The sequence below is a fragment of the Immundisolibacter sp. genome, assembly GCF_041601295.1.
Classification (GTDB): Bacteria; Pseudomonadota; Gammaproteobacteria; order Immundisolibacterales; family Immundisolibacteraceae; genus Immundisolibacter.
Genome location: NZ_JBFIII010000046.1, coordinates 1 through 23,310 on the forward strand (window position 1 = coordinate 1; position 23,310 = coordinate 23,310).

The following is a 23,310-nucleotide window of genomic DNA, read 5'->3' on the forward strand; positions in this document are numbered from 1 at the left end:
GAACGGCGCCCGACTCATGCTCTCCACGCCGCCGGCCAGGTACAGCTCGCCCTCGCCGCAGGTGATGGCGCGCGCCGCATCCAGCACCGCCGCCAGCCCGGACGAGCACAACCGATTGATGGTCTGCCCCGGTACGGTTTCTCCCAGACCCGACAGCAGGGCCACATGGCGGGCCACGTTTCGGGCGTCCTCGCCGGCCTGGCAGGTGCAACCGAGCAACACGTCCTCGACCGGCACACCGGCCAGCGGGAATCCCGCCAACACCGCCCGCGTGACCTGCGCGGCCAGATCGTCCGGTCGCAGCGGCGCCAGCGCGCCGCCGTGACGGCCAAAGGGCGAGCGCAACCCGCCATAGATGTAAGCATCAAGCATGATCAAAACCTCGTTTAAAAACCCGACACGCGCTCTACCGCTCAAACCGCCCCAGCGCCGCCGCCGCAGCCGTGCGCAGCAAAATGGCATCGGCGGCGATCAGGAAAAAGCTCGCACCCAGCGCAGCGTAAGCGGTCGCGATATCCGGGTCGGCGCAGTACACACCGGCCGCCTTGCCGGCGGCACGGATACTCGGCAGGGCCCGCGCGATGGCCGCTCGAACATCGGCATGCATGGGCTCTCCCAGGTGCCCCAATGCCGCGGCCAGATCCGCCGGCCCCAGAAACACGCCATCCACGCCATCCACGGCGGCAATGGCGTCGAGGTTTTCGAGACCGGCCAGCGTCTCTATCTGCACGGTCAGGCATAGCTCGCTTTCGCCCTGCGTGTAGTAGTTCGCCACGTTGCCCCAGCGGGCCGCGCGCGCCATGCCGGCACCAACGCCACGGATGCCGCGTGGTGGATACCTCATGGCAGCCACCAGTGCCCGCGCCTGGGCGGCACCATCCACCATCGGCGCCAGAATGTTTTGGACCCCAAGATCCAGGTACTGCTTGATACGCGCCGTGTCATGGTCGCTCGGGCGCAGCACCGCCTGCACCGGATAGCCAGCCACCGCCTGCAGCTGCGCCAGCACCGAGGGCAAGTCGTTCAGCCCATGCTCGCAGTCGACCAGCAACCAGTCGAAACCGGAGCTGGCCATCAGCTCCGCGGCTTGCGCATCACCCAGTGCCAGGAATGCACCGAGCTGCCGACGCCGTTCGACAAGCGCCTGTTTGAAGGTGTTTTCGGGCAGCTTCATGGCGTGTCCTTCGCGAGGGTAGTGGTTACGATCGAGGCTGGCCTCCTGGCCGACATTCTGGCGCATCCTGACCGGGTGCAGTACCCGAGGCACCGCGCGTAGGGCGCCTTAAGCGCAGCGCGGTGAGCCACGTCTTGTCCGGTTGCGGCGCGGCGCGCGGTCGATTCTCGTGTAGGTCGAACCGGGCCACGGGCTCCCGACTGCGCCGTCTCGCACGATCAAAAGCGGCGCTACACTGCCCCGGCCAGTCCTATAAATACACAGACAGGAGGAGCGGCCATGGATTTCCGGTGCATTTCCGCGGATTCTCACATCGTCGAGCCGCCCAACTGTTACGTCGACTTCATCGAACCCAAATATCGCGACGTTGCGCCGCGCGTGGTGCGCCACGCGGATGGCTACGACACTTACTGGGTGCGTGATCTGACCCGCACCACCACGGTCGGGCTGCTGGCCAGCGCAGGGCTGAAGGATTTCGAGAAGCAGGATTTCATCGCCAAGGCCACCTTCGATCAGTTGCCGGCTGGCGGCTGGGATCCGACAGCACGGGTCGAAGCGCAGGAGCGAGACAGCCTGGACGCCGAGATCATCTATGCCTCACTGGGCATGGTGCTGTGCAGCCATCCGGACTACGCCTACATGGACGCCTGCTTTCAGGCCTACAACCGCTGGCTGCAGACCTTTTGCGGCGCGGCGCCGGGGCGCTTGTTCGGCCTGGCGCAGACAGCCGTCACGTCGGTCGACGCCGCCATCGGGGACTTCGAGCGGGCCAAGGCCATGGGCTTCGTTGGCATGATGATGCCGGGCAACCCCCAGCAGGGCGATTACGACCAGCCCGAGTACGACGCCCTGTGGCAGTGCGCGGTGGACCTGGACCTGCCGATCTGCTTCCACATCCTGACCGCGCGCGGCGGTGAGATTGCCGCCGCGCTCGACAACCGCCGCGGCCACCCGCTGACGGCATTCCTGAAGATCATGCGCACGGTGCAGGACATGATCGGCCTGTTCGTGCTCGGCGGCGTGTTTGAACGCCATCCGAAGCTGCGCATGATCTGCGCCGAGGGCGACGCCGGCTGGCTGCCGCACTTCTCGTACCGCATTGACCACGCGGTGAGCTTTCACAACCCCGGTGGCAACATCGAGGGCTTCTCGAAAATGCCCAGCCAGTACATCCGGGACAACATCTGGGTCACCTTCCAGGACGACTGGAGCGCCTTCAAGGTCAAGGACCTGCTGAACGTGGATCACCTGCTGTGGGCCAACGACTACCCGCATTCGGACTCCACCTGGCCCTGGTCGCAGGAAATCCTGGCCAAACACACGCTGGACCTGACGCTCCAGGAGAGCCGCAAAATCCTGCGCGACAACGTCAGGGCGGTGTTCCGCTTGCCCCTGCCGTGAGGAGAGCTGTCGTATAGAGGACATAGATACATGACCAGGGAAGACTTTTACAAAGAAGCACGTCCGGACAGCGGTGGGCCCTTGGCCGGCTACCGGGTGCTGGAAGTCACCCAGGCCGTGGCCGGGCCGGTGGTGGGCACGGTGTTCTGCGATCTGGGCGCCGATGTACTGCGCTGCGAACTGCCCGGCCTGGGCGACATGACGCGCTGGATGGACCCGTTCCTCGACGCCGGCCGTGACCCCAATGCGGCCTGCTGGCATATGTCGGTGAACCGCGGCAAGCGGGCGGTAACGCTGGATATCCGCAGGCCGGAAGGGCAGGCGATTTTTCGGGACCTGGCACGTGACGCCGACGTGCTGGTCGAGAACTTCACCCCCGGCTCCATGGACCAGCTTGGCCTGGGTTACGCCGCTGTGCGCGAGGTCAATCCGGCGATCGTGTACGTGTCGATTAGCGGCTTCGGGCAATGGGGGCCACTCAGCAGCATGCGTGGCGTGGACACAGTGGCCCAGGCGGTGTCGGGCATGATGTCCATGAACGGCGTAGAGGGTGGCGATCCGCTGATTTCCACGGCCAATCTGGTCGATCACCTCACCGGCTGGCAGGGCGCGATAGGTGCCATGGCGGCTCTGCTGCATCGCCACAAAACCGGCGAGGGCCAGTACATCGACGTGGCGCTGGCGGACACCGCCATCTACGCCAGCGACCAGCGCATCATGGCCGCTCACAACGCCGACAGACGCTGGCCGCGCATGGGCAATAGCATCGACATGGGCGCGCCCATGAACTGCTATCGCTGCCGCGATGGCGGCTACGTGTACCTGTTCGCCATCCTGGACTCGCTGTGGCCGCGGGTGTGCAAGGTCATCGGGCGGGACGAACTTGCCAACGACGAACGCTGCAACGGCATGCGCAGCCGGGCCCAGAACCGCCACTTCGTCGACCAGGTCACCGCGGACTGGGTGGCGAAGCACGACCGTGACCACGTGGTGCGCCTGCTGCAGGCCGAAGGCGTCAGTGTCGGGCCAGTCCTGGATCACGACGAGGTCGCGCAGTACCCGCAGTTTCTGGAGCACGAAAGCGTGGTCGAAATCGACCATCCCCGCTACGGCAAGCTGCGCACCTATGGCGTGGTGCCCAAGTTCTCGAAAACCCCGGCCTGGGTCCGGGGGCCAGCGCCAGATATGGGCCAGCATAACGACGCTGTGTACCGTGGCGAGCTGGGCATGGATGAGGCCCGCATTGCGGACTTGAAGAGCAAAAAGATTATCTGAAGCTGTCAGGCGGCCGAACGGCCCGCAGCCGACCTGGCATACGTCGCATGATCTCGTCGGCGGACGCGGCGTGGGCGGGCCGGCGAGAATCCCCTGCTCCGCCTCCAGGGCCGCTCCGTACCCTACCCGACATGGCGCCAGGCGACGCCTTCAGCCGTGCCCCTGCCGCCTGCGCCGGGCGAGCACCTGGCCAAGGCCGAGTCCGATTACCAACAGCGCGCCACCGGCAAGACCGATCGCCACCCCGCTGCCGACGCCCGCGGACAACCAGCCAATCATCGTCACGCCGACCGATTGGCCCAGGAAAAAGCTCGCCGCGAAAATCGATACCGCCGCACCCCGTGCCCGGGGCGCCATTTGCGTGGCATTCACCTGCAGGGTGTTGTGCAGCATGTAGAAGCCGAGTCCAGCCAGCAGGCTGCCGATCACGCCGAAGATCCACGACGGCGCGACGGCAATGGCACCCAGGCCCAGACACAGAAAAATGGCGCCCGACCGGGCCAAGCCCACCTCACCGAGCTCCGCCACCAGCCGCCGCGCGCCCAGCGCGTACACCAGCCCCCCGGCGCCGAACACCATCAGCAGCGAACCGGCGACAGTCAGCGACACGCCAAGCCGCTGATGCAGATGCGCGGCCATGAAGGCCAGTGGCCCGAACAGGAAAGTGCCTTCCAGGAACACGATCAGCAGCAGAATCTGCGCCCAGCGCCCGCCGAGCACCTCGCGAAACTCGCCCAGCGTGCGTGCGAGCGAGGTTGCCACGGCGCTGCCGGATCGCCCGCTGGAGTTCAATGGCAGGCGCCGCAGCCCGACAAAAAGCTGCACGCCCACGATGCCGTACAGCCCGGCCAGCACGACATACGGTATTCGCCAGCCCAGATGATCGGCGGCCACGCCACCCAGCCACACGCCCGCGGTAAGCCCGCTGATTTGCCCGATCAGAAAACGCGCCAGCACCGGCTGACGACGTTCGTAAGGCACCACATCACCGATCCAGGCAATCGACAGCGGGATGATCGCCGCCGCCAGCATGCCGGCCAGCACGCGCGCCGCGCGCAGCTGCTCGAAGTCGCCGGCAAACGCACACGCCAGGGAGGCCAGCGCACAGGCCAGCACCGCCCAGGCCACAACCCGGTACTTGCCAAAGCGATCGCCGACCGGCCCCCACAGCACCTGCGTCGCGCCGTAGGACAGGGCGTACAGACTCACCACCTGCGCGGTGGTGGCCAGCGGCACCCCGAAGATCTGCGCCAGCTGTGGCAACAAGGCATCGTTGATGCGCATTGCCATCGCGCTGACCCCGGCGGCAAGCGACAGGCAGACGATGGCCAGCAACGGCGGCGAACCGGCGTCCTGCGCCGGAGCATTATTCGTTGACAAGGCAAGTCCGGTTGGCTGCGCGGCACGCTGGGGCCGCGGCCGCTCGAAAAATCAAAGCTCGAAGCACACCGCCCGTGGCCCCCGGGCATGAAACGCCGCCGCCAATCGACCCTCCGCCTTGGGCGCCGCGGCGGCAACCAGGGCGGCCGAAGGTCGGTTTAGCCCATTACGCAGGCGTGGCCTGCGCAGCAATACCGGCTTACTCCTGTCTTACTGCGGCTGGGTCGGAAATCCTTGCTGCGAGCCGATGACGTCCCGATCACGCTGGAACAACGCGCCACTTTGCAGGTACACGCACAGCAAGGAAATCAGCGACTCCAGGGCATTCCAATGGATTCGCTCCCAGCCATGCGAGCCGTCGATACCGAAGCACACCAATGCCGTGCGCAGGTCGTGACCCGCCTGCAAGGCCGCGGCAATATCGGAGCGGTAAAAGCGGAAAACGTCGCGTTGATGGGGAATTTCAAATTCCCTGCACAACAGCAGCAGGCGCCGGGTCAGGTGGTAGTCGAACGGTCCGGAGGAATCCGCCATGGCGATGGTGGCGCCATGCTCGGCCGAGTTTTGCCCCGGTGCGGTGGTGCCGTTGTCGATGGCGACCATCTCGGCAACTTCTTGCGGCAGCACGGCGGATGCACCAACGCCGACCTCTTCGAGAATGGTGAACAGGAAATAGACATCGCTGGGCAGCTTCGCATTGGCATCCAGCAGCGCCTTGAGCGTGCCCAGGGCCACCGCCACACCGGCCTTGTCGTCAAGATGGCGGGAGTTGATGAAGCCGTTTTCCGACAGTTCCGGGTTGGGGTCTATGGCGATGAAATCCCCGACGTAGATGCCCAGCTTCATCAGGTCGGCGATCCCGGTCACCGACTCGTCCAGGCGCAGCTCGATGTTGCTCCACTCGGACGGCTGAGCGTCCACTTCGGGACCGAATGTGTGCCCGGAAGCCTTCAGCGGCAGCAGACTGCCGCGGTAGGAACCGTGATCGGTGAACAGCGTGACCCGCGCCCCTTCGGCGAACCGTGCATTCCAGTGACCGACGGCCACGACCTCCATGCGGCCGTTCGGCTTCAGCGCCTTGACCTGCGCACCCAGGGTATCCAGATGGCTCACCACAGCCCGAGCCGGTGCTGGCGCTACACCCTTCAAGGTGGCCCGGATGGCGCCCAGGCGAGTCAGCTCGAACGGCACACCCAGGCTCTTGAGCTCCTCGCACACCAGATGCACCACCCGGTCGGTGTATCCGGACGGGCTGGGGGTGTGCAGCAACTTCAGCAGGGTTTCCAGCACATAGCGCTGATCAATGGGTAATACGTCCATGCCTGGTCGCCGTCAGCTGGCCGGCGCGGCCTGCGCCCGCCGGGTTATGGGAAACAGCAGATCGATAAAGCGCTGCGCGGTCGGCTGCGGCTCGTGGTTGGCAAGCCCAGGGCGCTCGTTGGCCTCGATGATCACATGCCCGGGCTGGTCCGGTGCCGTGACCAGAAAATCCATCCCGACGACCGGAATATTCAGCGCCCGGGCGGCCTGCTCAGCCGCGTCGACCAGCTGGGGATGCAACACGTCGGTCACGTCATGCAGCGTACCGCCGGTGTGCAGGTTGGCGGTTTTGCGTACCTGCAGGCTGACCCCGCTGGGCAGCACGTCGTCCAGCACATAACCGGCCAGGCGCACGCAACGCGCTGTTTCATCGTCCATCGGGATGCGACTCTCGCCGGCGCTGGCGGCCTGACGACGCCGGCTTTGTTTCTCGATCAGCTCCCGGATCGGGGTGTAGCCGGTCCCCAGGACATGCGGCGGGCGGCGCATGGCCGCCGCCACCACCTCGAAATCGATCACCACGATACGCAGGTCCTCGCCGGGCACCAGCTCCTCCAGCAGCACCGTGTCGCAATGGCGTTTGGCGACGCGGATGGCACGGTTCAGCGCCGTCAGGTCGCGCACATCGACAGTGATGCCCCGCCCCTGCTCACCGCGTGCCGGCTTGACCACCAGCCGCGGGTGCTGTTCCAGAAACAACCGGTTCTCCCGCGACGAACCGGCCATCCGCTGCTGCGGCACGCGCAGCCCCGCGCGCAGCAAAAAGCGGTTGGTGACGAGCTTGTCGTCGCAGCAGCTCATGGCGACGGCGCTGGTCAGCTCGCTCAGCGACTCGCGGCACACCACGCTGCGCCCGCCGTAGGTAAGCTGAAAGTACCCGCCCGGCGCATCGATGACATCGACGGCAATGCCGCGCCGGCTCGCCTCGTCAACAATGATCCGGGCGTACACGTTCAGCTGCTCGTAGGCGCCCGGCTGCGGGCCGACAAAAAGCGGCTCGTTGTAGGGATTCTTGTGCTTCAGGCAGAACACCGGGACGCGCTGGAAGCCCAGTTTGTCGTACAGGCCGATCGCCTGGTTGTTGTCGTGAATCACCGACAGGTCCATGAAAGCCCGCCCCCGCACCTGGAAGAATTCCGCCAGTTGGCGCGTCAGCGCCTCACCGATGCCGGGTAGCAGGGCCTGCGGATCGACCGCCAGCGCCCACAGCGAGGCACCGTCTTCCGGATCGCCAAACGCCTCCACATGGTCGACCCCCATGACCACGCCGACCACCTTGCCGCTGGCCTCCTCCTCGGCAATCAGGTAGCACAAAGTCGCCGACTTGCGTTGCAGCCACACGAATTCCGGGTCCGGCGGCAGCATGCTGCGCTTGCAGTACAGATCATGCACGGCCTGGGCATCGGCGCGACTGTTCAGGCGCCGCACGATCAACCCGGCCACCTTGCGCGCGGCAGGCCGGTAGTCGTGCAGGCGCAGCCTATACGTGTGGGACGGATCGAGAAAGACGCTGCTGGGCGCACTGGCGGTCACCACGTGCGGCTCGCGCAGGTAGATGGCGATATCGCGCTGGTCCGGCGCCTCGTCGTCGAGCAGCCGGGCAACATCCATCGGATCGCGAAACGTCTGCCCGAAGATCACCCGCCCCCAGCCACAGTCGATGGCGACATTCTGGCGGGTTGCCTGCGCCTGCTGGCGCGCGTCACCCAGCTCCGGGTCCCAGTTGCGCAGGCTCGGCGCGTTACCGCGCTCCAGGCGATGCTTGATGCGCTTATCCGGGTTGCTCACCGATACCACCGTTCCGGTTCACAGGCCATGCTGCTGAAACCACAGCTCCAGCAGGGTGATCTGCCACAGTTTCGAGCCCCGCAGTGGCGTGATGTGTGACTCTGGCTCAGCCAGCAGGGTATCCACATACCCGGTCCTGAACAGGCCCCGCTGGCGGGCCCGCGGCTGCAGCAGGACATCGCGCACGAAGTCCAGGTAAGCGCCGCGGATGAACTTCAGCGCCGGCACCGGGAAATAGCCCTTCGGCCGGTCGATGACAGCGGCCGGTATCAGCCGGCGCGCCGCTTCCTTGAGCACGTACTTGCCGCCGTCGCGAATCTTGTGTTCAGCCGGAATCCGCGCCGCCAGCTCCACCAGCTCGTGGTCGAGGAACGGCACCCGCGCCTCCAGGCCCCAGGCCATGGTCATGTTGTCGACACGCTTGACCGGATCGTCCACCAGCATCACGGTCGTGTCCAGGCGCAGCGCCTTGTCGATACCGGTCTGCGCGCCCGGCTGAGCAAAATGCGCGGCGACGAAGGCCCGGCTGTAGTCCTCGGTCACCAGGTGCGGCTCCACGCAGCGCGCGTACTCGTCATGCCCGCGGTCGAAGAAATGCCGTGCGTAATCATCCAGCGGGCTGTGGCTGCCCAGCAACGGCGGGTACCAGTGATAGCCGCCAAACACCTCGTCCGCACCCTGCCCGCTTTGCACCACCTTCACGTGCTGCGATACCTGCTGCGAGAGTAGATAAAAGCCCACCGCATCGTGGCTGACCATTGGCTCGGACATGGCGGCAACACAGTTTGGCAGGGCCGGCAACAGGCGGTCGGCACCGATGAAAATGCGCTCGTGCCGGGTGCCGTAATGGCGGGCGATGAGGTCCGAGTACTCGAACTCGTCCCCTTTCTCCTCGCCCACCGACTCGAAGCCGATCGAGAACGTATGCAGCCCCTGCTGCCCGGCCTCGGCCAGCAAACCGACGATCAGGCTCGAGTCCAGGCCGCCGGACAGCAGCACACCGACCGGCACGTCCGCCACCAGGCGCCGACGCACCGCCAGGCTCAGCGTGTCGAACACCTGATCCCGCCACGCCTCCATCGCCAGCCCCTCATCCGCGGCGCTGCGCTCGAACACCGGCCGCCAGTAGCAACTGGACTGCATGCGCCCATCCGGCTCGATGCGCAGCGTGGTGGCCGGCGGCAACTTGCGCACGCCCTGCAGCATGGTGTGTGGCGCCGGCACCACGGCGTGAAACGACATGTAATGGTGCAAGGCCACCGGATCGATGGCGGTATCCACACCGCCGGCAGCCAGCAGGGCCGGCAACGTTGATGCAAAACGGAACAGGCTCGACTGCTCGCTGTAATACAGCGGCTTGATGCCGAGCCGGTCGCGCGCCAGAAACACCACGCCGCTATCGCGTTCCCAGATCGCGAACGCGAACATGCCCTGCAGGCGCTTTACGCAATCCGCGCCCCAGGCGTGGTACGCCTTGAGAATGACCTCGGTATCACCGGACGAAAAGAACCGATAGCCAAGCTCCTGTAGCTGGCCGCGCAACTCGGGATAGTTGTAAATGGCGCCATTGAACACCAGCAGCAGCCCGAGCTCGTTGTCCAGCATCGGCTGCTGGGCCCGCGCGCTGATGTCAATAATCTTCAGGCGTCGGTGACCAAAGGCGACCGGCCCGTAGCCGACACTTCCCTGTCCGTCCGGGCCTCGCGGCGCCAGCACCTCAGCCATCCGGTCAACGCCCGCCAGGTCAGCCCTGAGGCCATCAAAACGAATCTCACCCGCGATGCCGCACATGCCCTCTCCTGGTTCGGATTCCCACTACCAGAAGGATGGGCCAGAAATCCTGGCAGCAGCGTCTGGTCATCATCCTGTAGCTTGTGCTTGAAATGCCGGGCGCGACCCGAGCCGCAAGACTAAAGATCAAGACCATAAAGACCAGAAAGAATCAAAAACAATTCTGCAAGCTTCCACTTCCGGGAAGCAGCAAGCGTATGGAATTACGCCAGCAATGGCAACTCGCCGCCCTGGGGTGTTCGAGGATCATCCCCCATGAATCCGCTGCCCGGATCAGGGAAAAATCAAACTTATCGCCCAAATACCGCTGAAACCTGGAGCACAAAGCCCGGCCACCACCTGGCACCGTCCCGGCCTGGCCTACGCCGCCTCGCCCTGTGCCGAAAAGGAAAAGCCGAAACTGCCCAGGCGTCCGTAGTCGGCGTGGAACACGTCACCTGGCGCCACCGGCACGGCACGCGTGAACGAACCGGCCAGAATCACCTGCCCCGCTTCCAGCCCCACGCCGTGCCGGGCGAAGCGCCGCGCCAGCCAGGCAATACCGGCCGCCGGATGGCCCAGCACGCCGGCCGCCAGACCGGTCTCCTCGACTACGCCATTGCGGTACAGCACCGCGCCGGCCCAACGCAAATCGATGTCGAGCGGGCGCACCGGCCGGCCGGCCAGCACCACGCCGGCACTGGCGGCGTTGTCGGCGATGGTGTCGAGCACGCCCCGCCGCTGGCCGGTTTCGGCATCCACGCGCTGAGTCCGGGCGTCGATGATCTCGATTGCCGGCTGCACGTACTCGGTCGCGTCGAGCACTTCGGTCACCGACACCGCCCCACCGGCCAGCGGCCGGCCGAGCACGAAGGCCAGTTCCACCTCCACCATCGGCACGATGAAGCGATCACCCGGAATGACCTCGCCGTCGGCAAAGAACATGTCATCCAGCAGCGTGCCGTAGTCCGGCTCGCTGATGCCGAAGGCCTGCTGCATGGCACGCGAGGTCAGGCCAATCTTGCGGCCGCGTATGCTCCGCCCAATAGCGATCTTGTGCGCCATCCACGCCACCTGGATGGCGTAGCTGTCGTCGATGGTCAGCTGCGGAAAATCCCGCAGCAGTTGTCGCCGGGGCGTGCGCGTGCGCTCCGCCTGCTCCAGCTCGGCGACGATGGTCTCGATCGCGGTGGGGGTCAGTGCCGACGCGGCGCGGCGCCTAGCCACCGAAGTGCTTCACGATCAACGGGTACATGGCGTCCCAGCGCTGGGTCTGTGCCCAGTGACCGCAGCGATCGAGCACGTGCAGCTCGGCGTTTTTCAGATGCTGCAGGAAGTACAGGCTGGTTTCCAGCGGCACGATGCGGTCCTGACGGCCATGCACGATGCACACCTCGTGCGGCAGCCGCGACAGCGCGATCTGCGGCACGATCAGCTGGTCCATGCCGTCGCGCATGGCGGCGAACATGTTCTCCTGCACCGCGCGTATCTTGGGGTCGGTGGCGGTGGCAAAACGCGTCTGGACGATGTTCTCCAGCTCCGGCACGGCGGCCGGATCATGCACGAAGCTGTGCATCATCTCGCGGTAGCGGGCGATGCGCGGATCGTCGTAGAAAGCCAGCAGGCGATGCATTTCGTAGGTCCAGTGGTGCGGCGCGCCGATGGCACCCATCAGCAGCACCTTGTCGAAACGCTCCCGCGCCTGCACCAGCATGTGCAGGGTCAGGGCACCACCCATGGAGTTGCCGACCACGTGGGCACGCTCCAGGCCCATGGTGTCCATCAGGCCCAGCAACTGTTCCACGCGGGCGCCAATCCAGCCCAGAATGTGCCGCGGCAGCTCGGCCGGCAGTTCAGTCTGTCCAAAGCCGGTCAGGTCCGGCGCAATCACGTAGTAGTGTTTGGCCAGGTCCGGCATGCATCGGGTCCAGTTCGATGCCGCCGTTGCACCCGGACCCGCGCCGTGCAGCAGGATCGCCGGTGGTGCCTTGGGATCGCCCGCCAGCAGCACATGACTGGCCAGCGCGCCGGACTGGATTGTTTTCTCGACTATGGATGTGCTCACAGGTAACTCCCGATGATGAAACGGCAATCTGGCGTTGATCGGCACGCCTCGGCGCACCGGCAACCTGCGGCAATTGTAGCCGCGTGTCGGCGGCCGTCAGTGCCACGGCGCTTGCACGTCCCAGCCCGAACCCGCGCATGACCGAATCCGACACCGGGACGCCGGGGCTGCTGCGCCGCTGGGCGCTGTACGACTTCGCCAACAGTGCCTTTCCGACCGTCATCCAGACCTTCATCTTCGCGGCGTATTTCACGCGTCAGGTGGCGCCTGATCCCATCACCGGCAGCGCCCTGTGGGGCACGGCCATCGGTTTGTCCGGCCTGCTGGTGGCGGTGTTGTCGCCGATCCTTGGCGCCATTGCCGACCAGGGCGGTGGAATCCGCGCCTGGCTGATCGGCACTACCGCGCTGTGCGTGCTGCCGACGGCCGCGCTGTGGTGGATTACGCCGCACTCGCCCTACCTGATAACAGCCCTGGTGCTGGTCGGCACGGCGGCGCTCGGCATGGAACTGGCAAGCGTGTTCTACAACTCGCTGCTGCCGCGGTTGGCGCCGGTCGAGCGGCTGGGGCGCTGGTCGGGCTGGGGCTGGGGTCTGGGCTATGCCGGCGGGCTGGGCTGTTTGTTGCTGGCCCTGTTCGGGCTGGTCAGCGAAGATGCCTGGTGGCCGTTGCCGCGCGGCGATGCCAGCCACGTGAGGGCCACCTTCGTGCTCGCGGCGGTGTGGTTCGCGGTGTTTTCCCTGCCGCTGCTCACGGCGCGCCTCCCTGGCCCACAGCTGCGGCGCCGGCTCGAACTGGGCAAGAGCCTTGGCAGCTTGTGGCACACCTTGCGCGGCCTGACCTGGCGCAGTCCGCTGCTGCGTTTTCTGATCGCCCGCATGCTCTACAGCGACGGTCTGGCCACGCTGTTTGCCTTCGGCGGGGTCTACGCTGCCGGCAGTTTTGCCATGGACGAATCCCAGGTACTGGCGTTTGGCATCGGCCTGAACATCACCGCCGGCCTGGGTGCCGTGGTGTTTGCCCCGCTCGATGATCGCCTGGGCAGCCGCAACACCATCGCGCTGGCCCTGGTGGGATTGCTGCTGGCCGGTGCCGGCACCCTGCTGGCCCAGTCCAGCACGGGATTCTGGATCGCCGGACTGGCCCTGGGTATCTTCGTCGGACCCGCGCAGGCCGCCAGTCGTACCTTACTGGCGCGCGTCGCGCCGCCCGAACAACGCGCGCAGGTATTTGGCCTGTTCTCGTTGTCGGGTAAGGCCACTGCGTTTCTGGGACCGATGCTGGTCGGCTGGGTGACCTTTGGCAGCGGCAGTCAACGCATCGGCATGGCAGTAATTCTGGTGCTATGGCTGGTCGGTCTGGGCCTGTTGCTCACCTTGCCGGCGGATCGGCCCGGCGCGCGTGAATGAGTTCGGCCACCGCCTGATGCAAGGCGCGCGCCGCGCGCTCGTGCGGCTGGCCTGGGCCGGGCCCCGCCAGCAGCCCGGCTGCCAGTAACGGCGCGCCAATGTGTACCGTGATCTGCCTGGCGCGTGGCCAGCGCCGGGCCATCGGCCAGGCCCGGTAAGCGCCTTCTATGTACACCGGCAACACCGGCACGTCGGTATGTTCCAGCAGCAGGCCGATGCCGGGCAGGAACGGCTCAAGCGCACCGCTTCTGGAACGGGCGCCTTCCGGAAACCAGACCAGCGCATTACCGGCCCTCAGTGCCGCCAGGCCGAAGGCCAGGCTGGACAGCGCCCGCCGCTCGGAATCCATTGGCAACACCCGCGCCAGGCGCGACACCGCCCGCATCGGCGGGCTGGCCAGCATGATCCCGGCCCAACCGGCCCAGCACAGCCGCTGCAAGCTGCGTCGGCCCAGTGCCGCCCCCAGTGCTGGCGCGTCGAGATAGCTGCTGTGATTCGGCGCCAGCAGGTAGGCCCCGCGCGCCGGCAAATTCTGTGCGCCCAGCACACGCAGCCGGAACACACCCCGCATCAACAGCATGTTAAAACCCAGCAGCAGCCAGCGCAGTGGCAAGGTCCAGGCTGGTGGCGCGACCAACCAGCGCCGCTGGGCGGGGTCGAGCGCCGATTCCGGATGCTGGAGCAAGGTCTGCGGCAACGCCGAGTCAGCAACGCTGACTTCGCGCAACAAGTCCCGCACGGTCGCTATGCGGGAGATGGCTTCCTCGGACAGCTGCACGCCGCTTCGGGACGCGATGTCCATGCCGAAGTTCAGCCAACCGAGCGAGTCGAGCCCCAGGTCAAGCTGCACGTGGCTGTCCGGCGTCAGCGGGCGGTCGGCATAGCGTTCGCGCAGGAAGTCCCACACCGCCCGCGCCCGCGGATCGCCCAGCTGCGCCTCATCCGCGGCGCTCAGGCGCGCTCCGGCACCTGGCCGCTGCTGGACGGCGCGCGCCTCACGATAACGCTCGCCCAGCAGATGCCGGCGCAGCTTGCCCAGCGCCGTGCGCTCCAGCGGGCGTTCGGTGACGGCGAACTCCACCACCCGTTGATAGCTGGGCAAACTCTGCGATTGCTCGGACAGCGCCTGGCGCAAATCCGTCCCGGCATCGTCCGCTGCCGCGGCGACACCTGGCTGCGCGACCAGAAGCGCTACCAGACGACGGTCAATTTGCAGCACCGCCGCCTCGACAATCAGCGGGTGCGCCTGATAAACCGCTTCCACCTCCTCCGGCTGAATGTTCTTGCCGCTCTCGGTCACGATCAGGGTCGAGGCGCGGCCGAGTACTTCGAGGCACCCGTCGCTATCCAGACGGCCCAGGTCGCCGGTGCGAAACCAGCCATCCGGGGTAAATGCGTCCTCATTAGCTTGCGGCAGATCGAAATAGCCAGCGAACACGCCACCGCCGCGCACTTCTATTTCGCCGGCGCCGGCCTGCGCCTGATCCTCACCCGGTGGCCGCGCTCCCAGGCGAAGCTCGGTGCCCGGCACCGGCCGGCCGGCCGTGCCTGACCCACCGTCATCGTGCAGACGCAGTGTCAGCAGCGGCGAGGTTTCGGTCAGACCATAGCCGACCGCCACCTGCCAGCCCAGGGCACTCAGAGCGTCGTCAAGCTCTGCCTCCAGCGCCGCGCCGCCACACGCCAGCAGACGCAGCTGCGGCGCGAGCTGCCGGTGCAGAGGCGTCAATACACGGCGGGCAAAACCCGCGCCCAGTCGCGGCGCCGCCAACCGGGCCAGACTACGCAAACCACCCAGCAGGCGGCGGCGCGGCGGCGACAAGCCGGCGATTCGGGCATCGATGCCTTCGAGCAGCGCCCGGTACAGGCGCGGCACCCCGATCAGCACGCTGGCTTGTCCCTCGCGTAGCGCGTGCATGATCTGCGCCCCACCGGTCGCCCCGGGCAGCAGCAGAACCAGGCCGGCGCACAGCGGCAGCAACAGGCCAATGACCAAGGGATACACATGGTGCATCGGCAGCGGCAGCAACACCCGGTCGCCGATCCGCGCCAGATCCAGCCCGGCCACCGTGCGCAGCTGATACAGCAGATTGGCGTGGCTGAGCGGCACGCCCTTGGGCGCACCAGTAGTACCGGAGGTATAGAACATCACCGCCGTGCTGGCCGGGTCGACCGCCACCGTTCGCGTCCGTGTCACCCCTTTCGCCGCCGCAAGATCAGGCGCCAGCAGAACGGGTAGCCCGCTACCGTGCAGGCGCGGCGCGGTGTCGACGTCGGTAATTGCGCATCGCACCCGGGCATCGTCGAGCACGTGATGCAGCACCTCGTCCGTGCTGTGTACGTCAAGCGGCAGCAAGACGCCGCCGGCGCGCAGCACCGCCAGCGCCGCCAGCGCCCAGGGAAGTCCGCTTTCCGCCAGCAACAGCACCCGCTCGCCGGCCCGCAGGCCAGTCTCCTGCAGGGCCGCCGCGGCATGCTCCACGCGCTGTGCCAGCTGCGCATAGCTCAGCGCCTGCTCGCCCGTGGCCGCGAACCAGCGCAGCGCAGGCGCGTCGCCAAAATCATCCAAGTGCTGGATCAGGCTGACCAGATCGGCAGCCGGCGCAATCTTCAAAGCCAACGCAACCCCCTGTTCTGCGTGCCGCCGCTTACCATAGCAAGCCTACACGCATGCCCGGCGCGACCTCTACGACGGGCAATGATCACCTGCCCGAAAAGGGCGGACACGGCTGGCGCCAGTATCTCGCCGCCGCGACACCCCTTCATCCCGGAGACCAAACCGTGAGCGCAGCACGCATCGGCCTGGCACTCGGCAGTGGCGCCGCTCGCGGCTGGGCGCACATCGGCGTGCTCAAGGCCCTGACCGGCGCCGGCATCGAAGTGTCCGCGGTCTGCGGCAGCTCCATCGGCGCCGTGATTGGGGCCGCCTTCGCCGCCGGCAAACTGGCCGAGCTGGAGGCCTGGGCGCGCAAGCTGTCCTGGCACAACGTCATTGGCCAGCTGGATCTGCGCCCGTCAGGTGGTGGCCTGATCGCGGGCGAGCGCGCCACCAAAACCCTGGCTGATCTGATCGGCCATGCCGACATCCAGACCCTGCCCATCCGCTATGGCGCGGTGGCGACCGAGCTTGGCTCCGGCCGCGAGGTGTGGCTGCAGGATGGCGACCTGGCGCGCGCCATCCGTGCCTCCATCGCCATGCCGGGCCTGCTGGCGCCACTGAACCTGGATAGCCAGTGGCTGGTCGATGGCGGCCTGGTCAACCCGGTGCCGGTGTCCCTGTGCCGGGCACTGGGCGCGGAGGTGGTGCTGGCGGTCAATCTCAACGGCGGCATCGCCGGCCGCCACCGTCTGCGTTCGGTACCGGTCAAGGCCGACAACGGCAGCAACGACTCCCGCGGCCTGGCCAACCTGCTGCGTGACGGCGCCAGCAACCTGCTGGCCCAGCTGCTGCGCCAGGACCGGCAGCAGCCAGGCTATTTCGACGTACTTCTTGGCGCCGTCAACATCATGCAGGACCAGATCACGCGCGCCCGCCTGGCCGGCGACCCACCGGACCTGCTGCTGCAACCGCGCCTGCAACACATCGCGATGATGGAATTCAACCGTGCCGGGGAATCGATCGCGGCCGGCGAGGCGGCCATGCAGGCACTGCTGCCAGCGCTGCGGGATTTGCTCAGCGATCTGTGATCGACTGGCTTGGTCTGCCTCTCAGCCGACGATAGCGTCGACCCAGGCCTGCGCGGCATCCAGATCCTCATCCAGCAACAGCACGTGGCCGAGCTTGCGACCGGCTCGCGGCTGTTTGCCGTACAGGTGTAGCCGGGCACCGGGGTGAGTCAGGATTCGCGCCAGCGGCGGTGCGCCGTTGGCCCACAGATCGCCCAGCAGGTTCAGCATCAGGGCCGGGCGCAGCGGCTCGGCGTCGCCCAGCGGCAGGCCGCAGATGGCCCGCAGGTGCTGCTCGAACTGCGAAGTCACGCAGCCGCCAAAGGTGTAATGCCCGGAGTTGTGGGTGCGCGGCGCCACTTCGTTGATCAGTAACTCGCCACTTTCCAGCACGAACATCTCCACCGCCATCACGCCCACGTGACCGAGCCCCTCGGCCACGGCCACGGCGAGGGCCTGCGCGCGCTGGGCTACCGCCGGGGCTACCCGCGCCGGGGCCCGCGTGACGTGCAAAATGTGTTGCCGGTGCTCGTTCTGCGCCAGCGGGTAGCAGCGCATGTCGCCATCGTGGCCGCGCGCCAGGATCACCGAGATTTCCTTGTCGTACTGCACCCAGGCCTCGAGCACCGCGGGTGCTTCAGCGATGGCGGCCCACGCCGCTGCTGCATCGTCCCCGGCACCGATGCGCACCTGACCCTTGCCGTCGTAGCCGCTGGTGCGGGTCTTGAGCACCGCTGGCCGGCCAATACCGCTCAGCGCCTGGTTTAACGAGGCCAGGTCGTCCACCGCCGCGTAAGCGGTCTGCGGCAACTGGTGTCGGTTCAGGAATTCGCGCTGGCGTAAGCGATCCTGCACCGTAGCGAGCGCAGCCGAGTTCGGATACACCGGGCGCAGGGTTTCGATCTGCGCCAGCACCGCCGCCGGCACGTGTTCGGTCTCTATGGTCAGCACATCGCAATGCGCAGCGAGGTAGCGGGCCGCCTCCACGTCGTCCAGGGGCGCCGTGATGATTTCCGCGAACGGCGCCGCGCAGCAGTCAGGATCCGGATCCAGGGCATGCACGCCGTAGCCCATGCGGCGCGCTTCCATGGCCAGCATGCGGCCGAGCTGGCCGCCGCCCAGCACACCAATCGTCGAACCCGGCAACAGCATCAGGATTCCAGACGCTCCGCCAGCACTGTGGCCGTCTGCTTGGCGCGGTACTCGTCCAGCCGCGCCGCAAGATCGGCATTGCCCAGCGCCAGAATGGCCGCCGCCAGCAAGCCGGCATTAACCGCGCCGGCCTCGCCGATGGCCAACGTGCCGACCGGTACGCCACGCGGCATCTGCACGATCGACAACAGCGAATCCACGCCCTGCAGCGCCCTCGACTGCACCGGCACACCCAGCACCGGCAAGCGTGTCTTGGCTGCCGTCATGCCCGGCAAATGCGCCGCGCCACCGGCGCCGGCGATGATCACCTTGAGCCCGCGCCCAACCGCGGCACTGGCGTACTCGAACAGTAAATCCGGCGTGCGGTGGGCCGACACCACCTTGCACTCGTGAGCGATCCCGAGCCCGGTCAGCGTATCGCTGGCGTGGCGCAAGGTGTCCCAGTCACTGCGCGAACCCATGATCACGCCGACCTGCGGCGCCCTGTGGTCGTCTGCTGGTTGCTTCATGCATCCTCCGGAGCGGACAGGCCGCCGGAAAAAAGCGCCGGATGGTACACCACGAAAGCCCGGAATCGGCCGGCCGGCGCCAACTCGCCGCCCAGCGCCAGCCAGGCTTCGTCGCATGCAGCGCAGGGATCCGGACAAGAACGATCAGAGCATACCGTTCTTCCCTGCGACAGGCCGGTGGCTACCCGCCGAGGGTATCCATGAACAAGCTCAGACAGGGCGTTTGTGCGGCATGGTCTGGCGGGTGCCGGGTGGTCCGTCGCACGGCGTCAGCGCGCCCCCCCGGACCAGCGGTGTATTAATCTGGCTGTCGAACACGTCGACGCAGCCCGGAATGACCGCATTCCTCACGGCAGGGGGTCAAAATCGGTTTCCTGGCGGCATTTGACAGGTATAAACAGCAGGTCGCGGTTGCAGTCTGTGCCGCGGCTACCGACGAGGGCGAGGTCTCATGTACGACGCCGACGGCCATATCTTCGAGAACTACGGCGAGATCTACGAATTTCTCGACCCGCCGTTTGCGGGCATGGAGCCGCTACGACGTACCGAGTTCTTCCCCGCGATGGACGATTGGAACCGCACGATACTGGCGGCGGTGGGCGGTTATGCCGAAGGCTCCAACACCGAGCGGGCCGAGGAAGGCGCGCAGCAACAATGGTTGGCGATGCTCGACGCGATGCAGCTGGACGGTACGGTGCTGTATCCAACGTTCGGCATGGCCATCGGCCAGGTGCGACAGAAGGACTGGGCCATTGCCGTTTGCCGTGCCTACAACGCCTGGCTGAACCACAAATATCTGAATTCGAGCACCCGCATCAAGGGCATGGCGCTGATCCCCACCATCGATCCGCAGGCAGCCGTTGCCGAAATGCGGCGGGTCGCCGACACCATGCCTGGCATGGTGGGATTCTTCATTTCGGCGGGCGTGGCCAAGCCCCTGGGGGACGCCGCTTACTGGCCAATCTACGAGACAGCCCAGGAACTGGACATGATGATCGCGGTCCACGCCGGCGGCCCGGGCCGCCGGCTGGACATGATGGACAAGGCCATCATGGCGCGCTGTCTGGGCCACCCGACCAGTCAGATGATTCAGATGACTCACATGATGTTCAGCGGCACCTTCGATCGCTTCCCGACGTTACGGGTGTCGTTCATGGAGGCAGGCATCGCCTGGATCCTGTTCACTCTCGAACGTATGGAAGAAGCCTACGACCAGTGGGCCTACGAAGTTCCCGAACTGAAATGCCGCCCTATCGATCACGTCACCGGCGGGCGCATTTACTTTCACGCCGAGTTGGGCGAGCGCCTGTTACCGGTCGCCGCACAGCAGCTGGGCGACGGACAGCTGCTGTACGCCTCGGATTATCCGCACATCGCACCGGGCAAGGTGATCGAGAATTTTCGGGATTTTCAGGCACGCGACGACCTGAGCACGCAGACCAAGAAGCGAATTCTGGGTGAAAACGCAAAACGCCTGTACAAGATCGACTGATTCAGCGCCCAAAACAGAGCCCACATCGATCACACACATTCGACGCAAGGGGAATGTCATGAACAAAGCCACCGAATTGCCCGCCCGCTCGCACCTGGATTACAGCGCTCTGATCAAGCCGGATCGGGTACACCGCAATGTCTATATCGATCCGTTGGTGTTCGAGGCCGAGATGGAGCGCATCTATAGCCGCAGCTGGGTATTCGTCGGCCACGAAAGTGAGCTTCCGGAGCCGGGCGATTTCAAGACCGACCGTATCGGCCCGTTGTCATTCATCATGGTGCGCGGCACCGACCGGCAGGTGCGACTTTTCCACAATGTGTGTACCCATCGTGGTTCTCGCTTGTGCCATATCGACTTTGGTAACGCCGACAATTTCCAGTGCATGTACCACGGCTGGAGTTTCAACACCCAGGGCGCGCTGGACGGGGTGCCGTTGCGCGAGCGCTTCCCGGACTTCAAGGACTCCGAATTCCACCTCACGCCCATACCCCGCGTGGAAAGCCACCGTGGGTTCATCTTCGCCAGCAGGAATCCGGACGTAATGCCCTTGCCGGACTACCTGGGCCGTGCGGCTCACTATCTGGACCTGATGGTGGATCGCGCTCCAGAGGGGCAGATCGAGGCCGTCAAACCGGTTAAGTATCACTATGAAGGCAATTGGAAATTGCAGATGGAGAACTATGCCGACAATTACCATCCGGCAGTCCTCCATGGCAGCGCCTTGCAGGTCGGCATGCAGATCATGAAGGAAAAATTCGGCGATTCCGCCTTCACCATGAAGACCGCAGTCGCCAAATATTACGAGCGGGCCATACCGCACGGCCACATGATGGCCGATTTCTGCGGCAGCCGCGGCGGAATCTGGATGAATGCCTACAAACCCGACTACCTGCAACAGATGGCGCGGATCCACGGTGATGCGCGAGCCAAGGAAATTGCCGAGCTTGACCTGCACATGGTCATCTACCCCAATTTGCTCCTGCACAGCCGGATGAACCACTACCGGGTAATCAAGCCGGTGCGTGTCGACTTTACGGAAGTCAGTACCTACCCGTGCAGGCTCAAGGGCGCATCGGACGCGGTCAACAGCCTGCTGATCCACAATTCGTCCCACCACGTATCCGCCGTGGGCGAGATACAGGTCGACGACATGCAGGCCTTCCGCTGGGTTCAGGAGGGACTGCACACCGGCGGTATCGACTGGGTATTGATGGCCCTCACCGGCGAGGACGAACACATTAACGCGGACGGCGAACTGGAGTGGTATGGCGCCAGCGAGGGGGCACTCCGGGAGCAATACAAGGAATGGCTACGTCTGATGACCGATCGACCGGCGTAGCGTGACCCGACCGAACACAAGACTGGCTGGAGGAGATGCGGCATGACTAAGGATCTGGCCCTGCAACAGGAAATCGAGCAGTTCCTGTATGGCGAGGCCGCGTTACTGGAACAGGCGAGGTTCGAGGACTGGTTGGGCCTTTTGACCGACGATATCGAGTACTGGATACCCAACCGTGTCGACAACGGCAACCGCAACGAACAGGCGATGATTTCCTTCGAGGACCGCACGGCATTGCGCGCGCGGGCCATTCGCATGACCCATCCCCGCAACCCCACCCAGATGCCGCCGCCGAGGACCAAGTACTTCATCACCAACGTCATGGTCGGGGAGTTCGCGGGCGACGAACTGGCGGTAAGCGCGAGTGTTCTGCTGACCGTAGTTGTGCCCCGACGCGAGATGGCACAACACCCGATCACCAGCGAATACCGGTTGCGGCGTGTCGAGGACGACTGGAAAATCTGCAAAAAGAAAGTCTACCTGATCACCAACGACCAACCCTTGCCCCAGTTGCCGCTTATCTGAGGCATTAGGGAAACGCTGAACTATGCAGTGTTTCCCGCAGCGCAAGGATGCGCTGCCAAAATCTGTGGCGGCAAGCCACTGATTTTGTGAGCCATCGGAAAACCACGCTTTTCCGATGGCGGGCGCTGAGAAATCCAGGATGGATTTATTCAGCGCTTCCTTAGCTTCGTTTCCAGCGCCGATTGGGCGACCCCTCCCGGAGCGCGTAACCAACCGAGGAGGTCTGTGGGCATGGCAACAGTCGTCGGCGGCTTGGCCACTTCGCACGCATTTGCCCTGGTCGATCCAGATATCTGGGCCCGCGGCATCGCCGGCAATCAAAAACTCTACGCCCACCGCTACGGTTACGAGCCGCCCTTGCACCCCCTGGCAGCGCAGGAGACCTTGCCGGACAACAAGCGCCGCTTTGCGCGGGTCGCCGCCGGACATACGCGACTGGCCGCATGGTTGGCCAGCAACGTAGACGTACTGCTGCTGGTTGGCGATGACCAGGATGAGCAGTTCGGCCCGGAGAACCTGCCGGCGCTGGCCATTTTCGACGGTGCGGAGTTTTCCTGCCGGGACCTGTTCCACCCCGAGGCCGGAGCCACCACCTACCGATGCCACGCGGGAATGGCCGAGGAGCTTTTGTCGCAAGCGACAGCCGCCGATTTTGACGTCAGCGTCATGCATGAGCTGCGCAACGGCGAGCTCAAGGCCCATGCGTTCGGTCCTGTCCTGCGCAGGCTGGACCCGGCGGCGAGACTGCAGGTGATTCCCGTGTTTGTGGAGGGCATCCACTACCCGGCTCCGTCGCCGTGGCGCTGCTATGAGTTCGGCCGCACGCTGCGCCGAGCAGTCGATAGTTTCGACGTCAACCTGCGGGTCGCAGTCTGTGCCTCTGGCGGCATGTCGCATTTCAGCGCCGCCTTTCCCTACGCGGCGCTGGAGAAAGTCAGCGCGGCGCCGGGCAAGTACGGCGATATTCGCGAGGCGTTCGATCGCCAGGTGCTGACCCTGCTGCAGGCCGGCAAGGGGAAGGAGCTTTCCAATCTGACCAACA

General features: G+C 65.7%; 19 protein-coding genes. 8 read left to right on the plus strand and 11 right to left on the minus strand.

What is annotated here, in order from left to right; translation table 11 throughout:
- Positions 1-372 (minus strand): beta-ketoacyl synthase N-terminal-like domain-containing protein (locus tag ABZF37_RS07760; protein ID WP_372718551.1); only part of this gene is annotated, 372 nt, incomplete at its 3' end.
- Positions 373-406: 34 nt separating this feature from the next.
- Positions 407-1,174, minus strand: a complete 768-nt coding sequence (locus ABZF37_RS07765; RefSeq protein WP_372718553.1) for an HpcH/HpaI aldolase/citrate lyase family protein — start codon at positions 1,172-1,174, stop codon at positions 407-409.
- A gap of 279 nt (positions 1,175-1,453) precedes the next feature.
- On the opposite strand from ABZF37_RS07765, the gene ABZF37_RS07770 reads away from it, so the two are divergent.
- Together ABZF37_RS07770 and ABZF37_RS07775 are read left to right on the plus strand one after the other, a co-directional pair.
- Positions 1,454-2,575 (plus strand): amidohydrolase family protein, encoded by a 1,122-nt coding sequence (locus ABZF37_RS07770; protein ID WP_372718555.1) that lies wholly within the window; start codon positions 1,454-1,456, stop codon positions 2,573-2,575.
- Positions 2,576-2,605: 30 nt separating this feature from the next.
- Positions 2,606-3,850 (plus strand): CaiB/BaiF CoA transferase family protein, encoded by a 1,245-nt coding sequence (locus ABZF37_RS07775; RefSeq protein WP_372718557.1) that lies wholly within the window; start codon positions 2,606-2,608, stop codon positions 3,848-3,850.
- Positions 3,851-4,000: 150 nt separating this feature from the next.
- On the opposite strand, the gene ABZF37_RS07780 is transcribed toward ABZF37_RS07775, so the two are convergent.
- The 6 genes from ABZF37_RS07780 to ABZF37_RS07805 form a co-directional block, all read right to left on the minus strand.
- Complete coding sequence (locus tag ABZF37_RS07780; RefSeq protein ID WP_372718559.1) at positions 4,001-5,230, minus strand: MFS transporter; 1,230 nt, start codon at positions 5,228-5,230, stop codon at positions 4,001-4,003.
- Positions 5,231-5,440: 210 nt separating this feature from the next.
- Complete coding sequence (locus tag ABZF37_RS07785) at positions 5,441-6,550, minus strand: osmoprotectant NAGGN system M42 family peptidase (protein WP_372718561.1); 1,110 nt, start codon at positions 6,548-6,550, stop codon at positions 5,441-5,443.
- Between the two features lie 12 nt (positions 6,551-6,562).
- Positions 6,563-8,338, minus strand: a complete 1,776-nt coding sequence (gene ngg, locus ABZF37_RS07790) for an N-acetylglutaminylglutamine synthetase (RefSeq protein ID WP_372718563.1) — start codon at positions 8,336-8,338, stop codon at positions 6,563-6,565.
- Positions 8,339-8,356: 18 nt separating this feature from the next.
- A complete protein-coding gene (locus tag ABZF37_RS07795; RefSeq protein WP_372718565.1) occupies positions 8,357-10,129 on the minus strand; it encodes an N-acetylglutaminylglutamine amidotransferase in 1,773 nt (590 codons plus the stop codon).
- A gap of 360 nt (positions 10,130-10,489) precedes the next feature.
- A complete protein-coding gene (gene hpaH / locus ABZF37_RS07800) occupies positions 10,490-11,335 on the minus strand; it encodes a 2-oxo-hept-4-ene-1,7-dioate hydratase (protein WP_372718567.1) in 846 nt (281 codons plus the stop codon).
- A complete protein-coding gene (locus ABZF37_RS07805) occupies positions 11,328-12,173 on the minus strand; it encodes an alpha/beta fold hydrolase (RefSeq protein WP_372718569.1) in 846 nt (281 codons plus the stop codon). Before ABZF37_RS07805 ends, hpaH begins: the two co-directional genes overlap by 8 nt.
- A gap of 137 nt (positions 12,174-12,310) precedes the next feature.
- Between ABZF37_RS07805 and ABZF37_RS07810 the strand changes: the two genes are divergently transcribed.
- Positions 12,311-13,582, plus strand: coding sequence for an MFS transporter (locus tag ABZF37_RS07810; RefSeq protein WP_372718571.1), 1,272 nt, complete (start codon positions 12,311-12,313; stop codon positions 13,580-13,582).
- On the opposite strand, the gene ABZF37_RS07815 is transcribed toward ABZF37_RS07810, so the two are convergent.
- Positions 13,545-16,202 (minus strand): AMP-binding protein, encoded by a 2,658-nt coding sequence (locus ABZF37_RS07815; protein ID WP_372718573.1) that lies wholly within the window; start codon positions 16,200-16,202, stop codon positions 13,545-13,547. The genes ABZF37_RS07810 and ABZF37_RS07815 overlap by 38 nt on opposite strands.
- A gap of 161 nt (positions 16,203-16,363) precedes the next feature.
- On the opposite strand from ABZF37_RS07815, the gene rssA reads away from it, so the two are divergent.
- Positions 16,364-17,269, plus strand: a complete 906-nt coding sequence (gene rssA / locus ABZF37_RS07820; RefSeq protein WP_372718575.1) for a patatin-like phospholipase RssA — start codon at positions 16,364-16,366, stop codon at positions 17,267-17,269.
- Positions 17,270-17,290: 21 nt separating this feature from the next.
- Here rssA and ABZF37_RS07825 read toward each other — a convergent pair whose 3' ends face one another.
- Both ABZF37_RS07825 and purE read right to left on the minus strand, forming a co-directional pair.
- A complete protein-coding gene (locus ABZF37_RS07825; protein WP_372718578.1) occupies positions 17,291-18,400 on the minus strand; it encodes a 5-(carboxyamino)imidazole ribonucleotide synthase in 1,110 nt (369 codons plus the stop codon).
- The gene (gene purE / locus ABZF37_RS07830; RefSeq protein ID WP_372718580.1) at positions 18,400-18,909 is read right to left on the minus strand and encodes a 5-(carboxyamino)imidazole ribonucleotide mutase; all 510 of its coding nucleotides are present in this window, start codon (positions 18,907-18,909) and stop codon (positions 18,400-18,402) included. Before purE ends, ABZF37_RS07825 begins: the two co-directional genes overlap by 1 nt.
- Positions 18,910-19,360: 451 nt before the next feature.
- Here purE and ABZF37_RS07835 point away from each other — a divergent pair, with 451 nt between their 5' ends.
- From ABZF37_RS07835 to ABZF37_RS07850, 4 genes are all read left to right on the plus strand, one after another.
- The gene (locus ABZF37_RS07835; RefSeq protein ID WP_372718582.1) at positions 19,361-20,401 is read left to right on the plus strand and encodes an amidohydrolase family protein; all 1,041 of its coding nucleotides are present in this window, start codon (positions 19,361-19,363) and stop codon (positions 20,399-20,401) included.
- 58 nt (positions 20,402-20,459) lie between these two features.
- Entirely contained in the window at positions 20,460-21,743 is a 1,284-nt protein-coding gene (locus ABZF37_RS07840) for an aromatic ring-hydroxylating dioxygenase subunit alpha (RefSeq protein WP_372718584.1), read from the plus strand.
- 42 nt (positions 21,744-21,785) lie between these two features.
- Positions 21,786-22,268: an aromatic-ring-hydroxylating dioxygenase subunit beta gene (locus ABZF37_RS07845; protein ID WP_372718586.1), complete on the plus strand. Its 483-nt coding sequence runs from the start codon at positions 21,786-21,788 to the stop codon at positions 22,266-22,268.
- 231 nt (positions 22,269-22,499) lie between these two features.
- On the plus strand, positions 22,500-23,310 hold an 811-nt coding region (locus ABZF37_RS07850), incomplete at its 3' end, for a hypothetical protein (protein WP_372718588.1).

What these genes read in the sequence shown, in the direction of transcription:
- ABZF37_RS07765 (WP_372718553.1), bottom strand. Translation starts at nt 1,174, where the DNA reads ATGAAGCTGCCCGAAAACACCTTCAAACAGGCGCTTGTCGAACGGCGT.
- ABZF37_RS07770 (WP_372718555.1), top strand. Translation starts at nt 1,454, where the DNA reads ATGGATTTCCGGTGCATTTCCGCGGATTCTCACATCGTCGAGCCGCCC.
- ABZF37_RS07775 (WP_372718557.1), top strand. Translation starts at nt 2,606, where the DNA reads ATGACCAGGGAAGACTTTTACAAAGAAGCACGTCCGGACAGCGGTGGG.
- ABZF37_RS07785 (WP_372718561.1), bottom strand. Translation starts at nt 6,550, where the DNA reads ATGGACGTATTACCCATTGATCAGCGCTATGTGCTGGAAACCCTGCTG.
- ABZF37_RS07795 (WP_372718565.1), bottom strand. Translation starts at nt 10,129, where the DNA reads ATGTGCGGCATCGCGGGTGAGATTCGTTTTGATGGCCTCAGGGCTGAC.
- ABZF37_RS07810 (WP_372718571.1), top strand. Translation starts at nt 12,311, where the DNA reads ATGACCGAATCCGACACCGGGACGCCGGGGCTGCTGCGCCGCTGGGCG.
- ABZF37_RS07825 (WP_372718578.1), bottom strand. Translation starts at nt 18,400, where the DNA reads ATGCTGTTGCCGGGTTCGACGATTGGTGTGCTGGGCGGCGGCCAGCTC.
- purE (WP_372718580.1), bottom strand. Translation starts at nt 18,909, where the DNA reads ATGAAGCAACCAGCAGACGACCACAGGGCGCCGCAGGTCGGCGTGATC.
- ABZF37_RS07835 (WP_372718582.1), top strand. Translation starts at nt 19,361, where the DNA reads ATGTACGACGCCGACGGCCATATCTTCGAGAACTACGGCGAGATCTAC.
- ABZF37_RS07840 (WP_372718584.1), top strand. Translation starts at nt 20,460, where the DNA reads ATGAACAAAGCCACCGAATTGCCCGCCCGCTCGCACCTGGATTACAGC.
- ABZF37_RS07845 (WP_372718586.1), top strand. Translation starts at nt 21,786, where the DNA reads ATGACTAAGGATCTGGCCCTGCAACAGGAAATCGAGCAGTTCCTGTAT.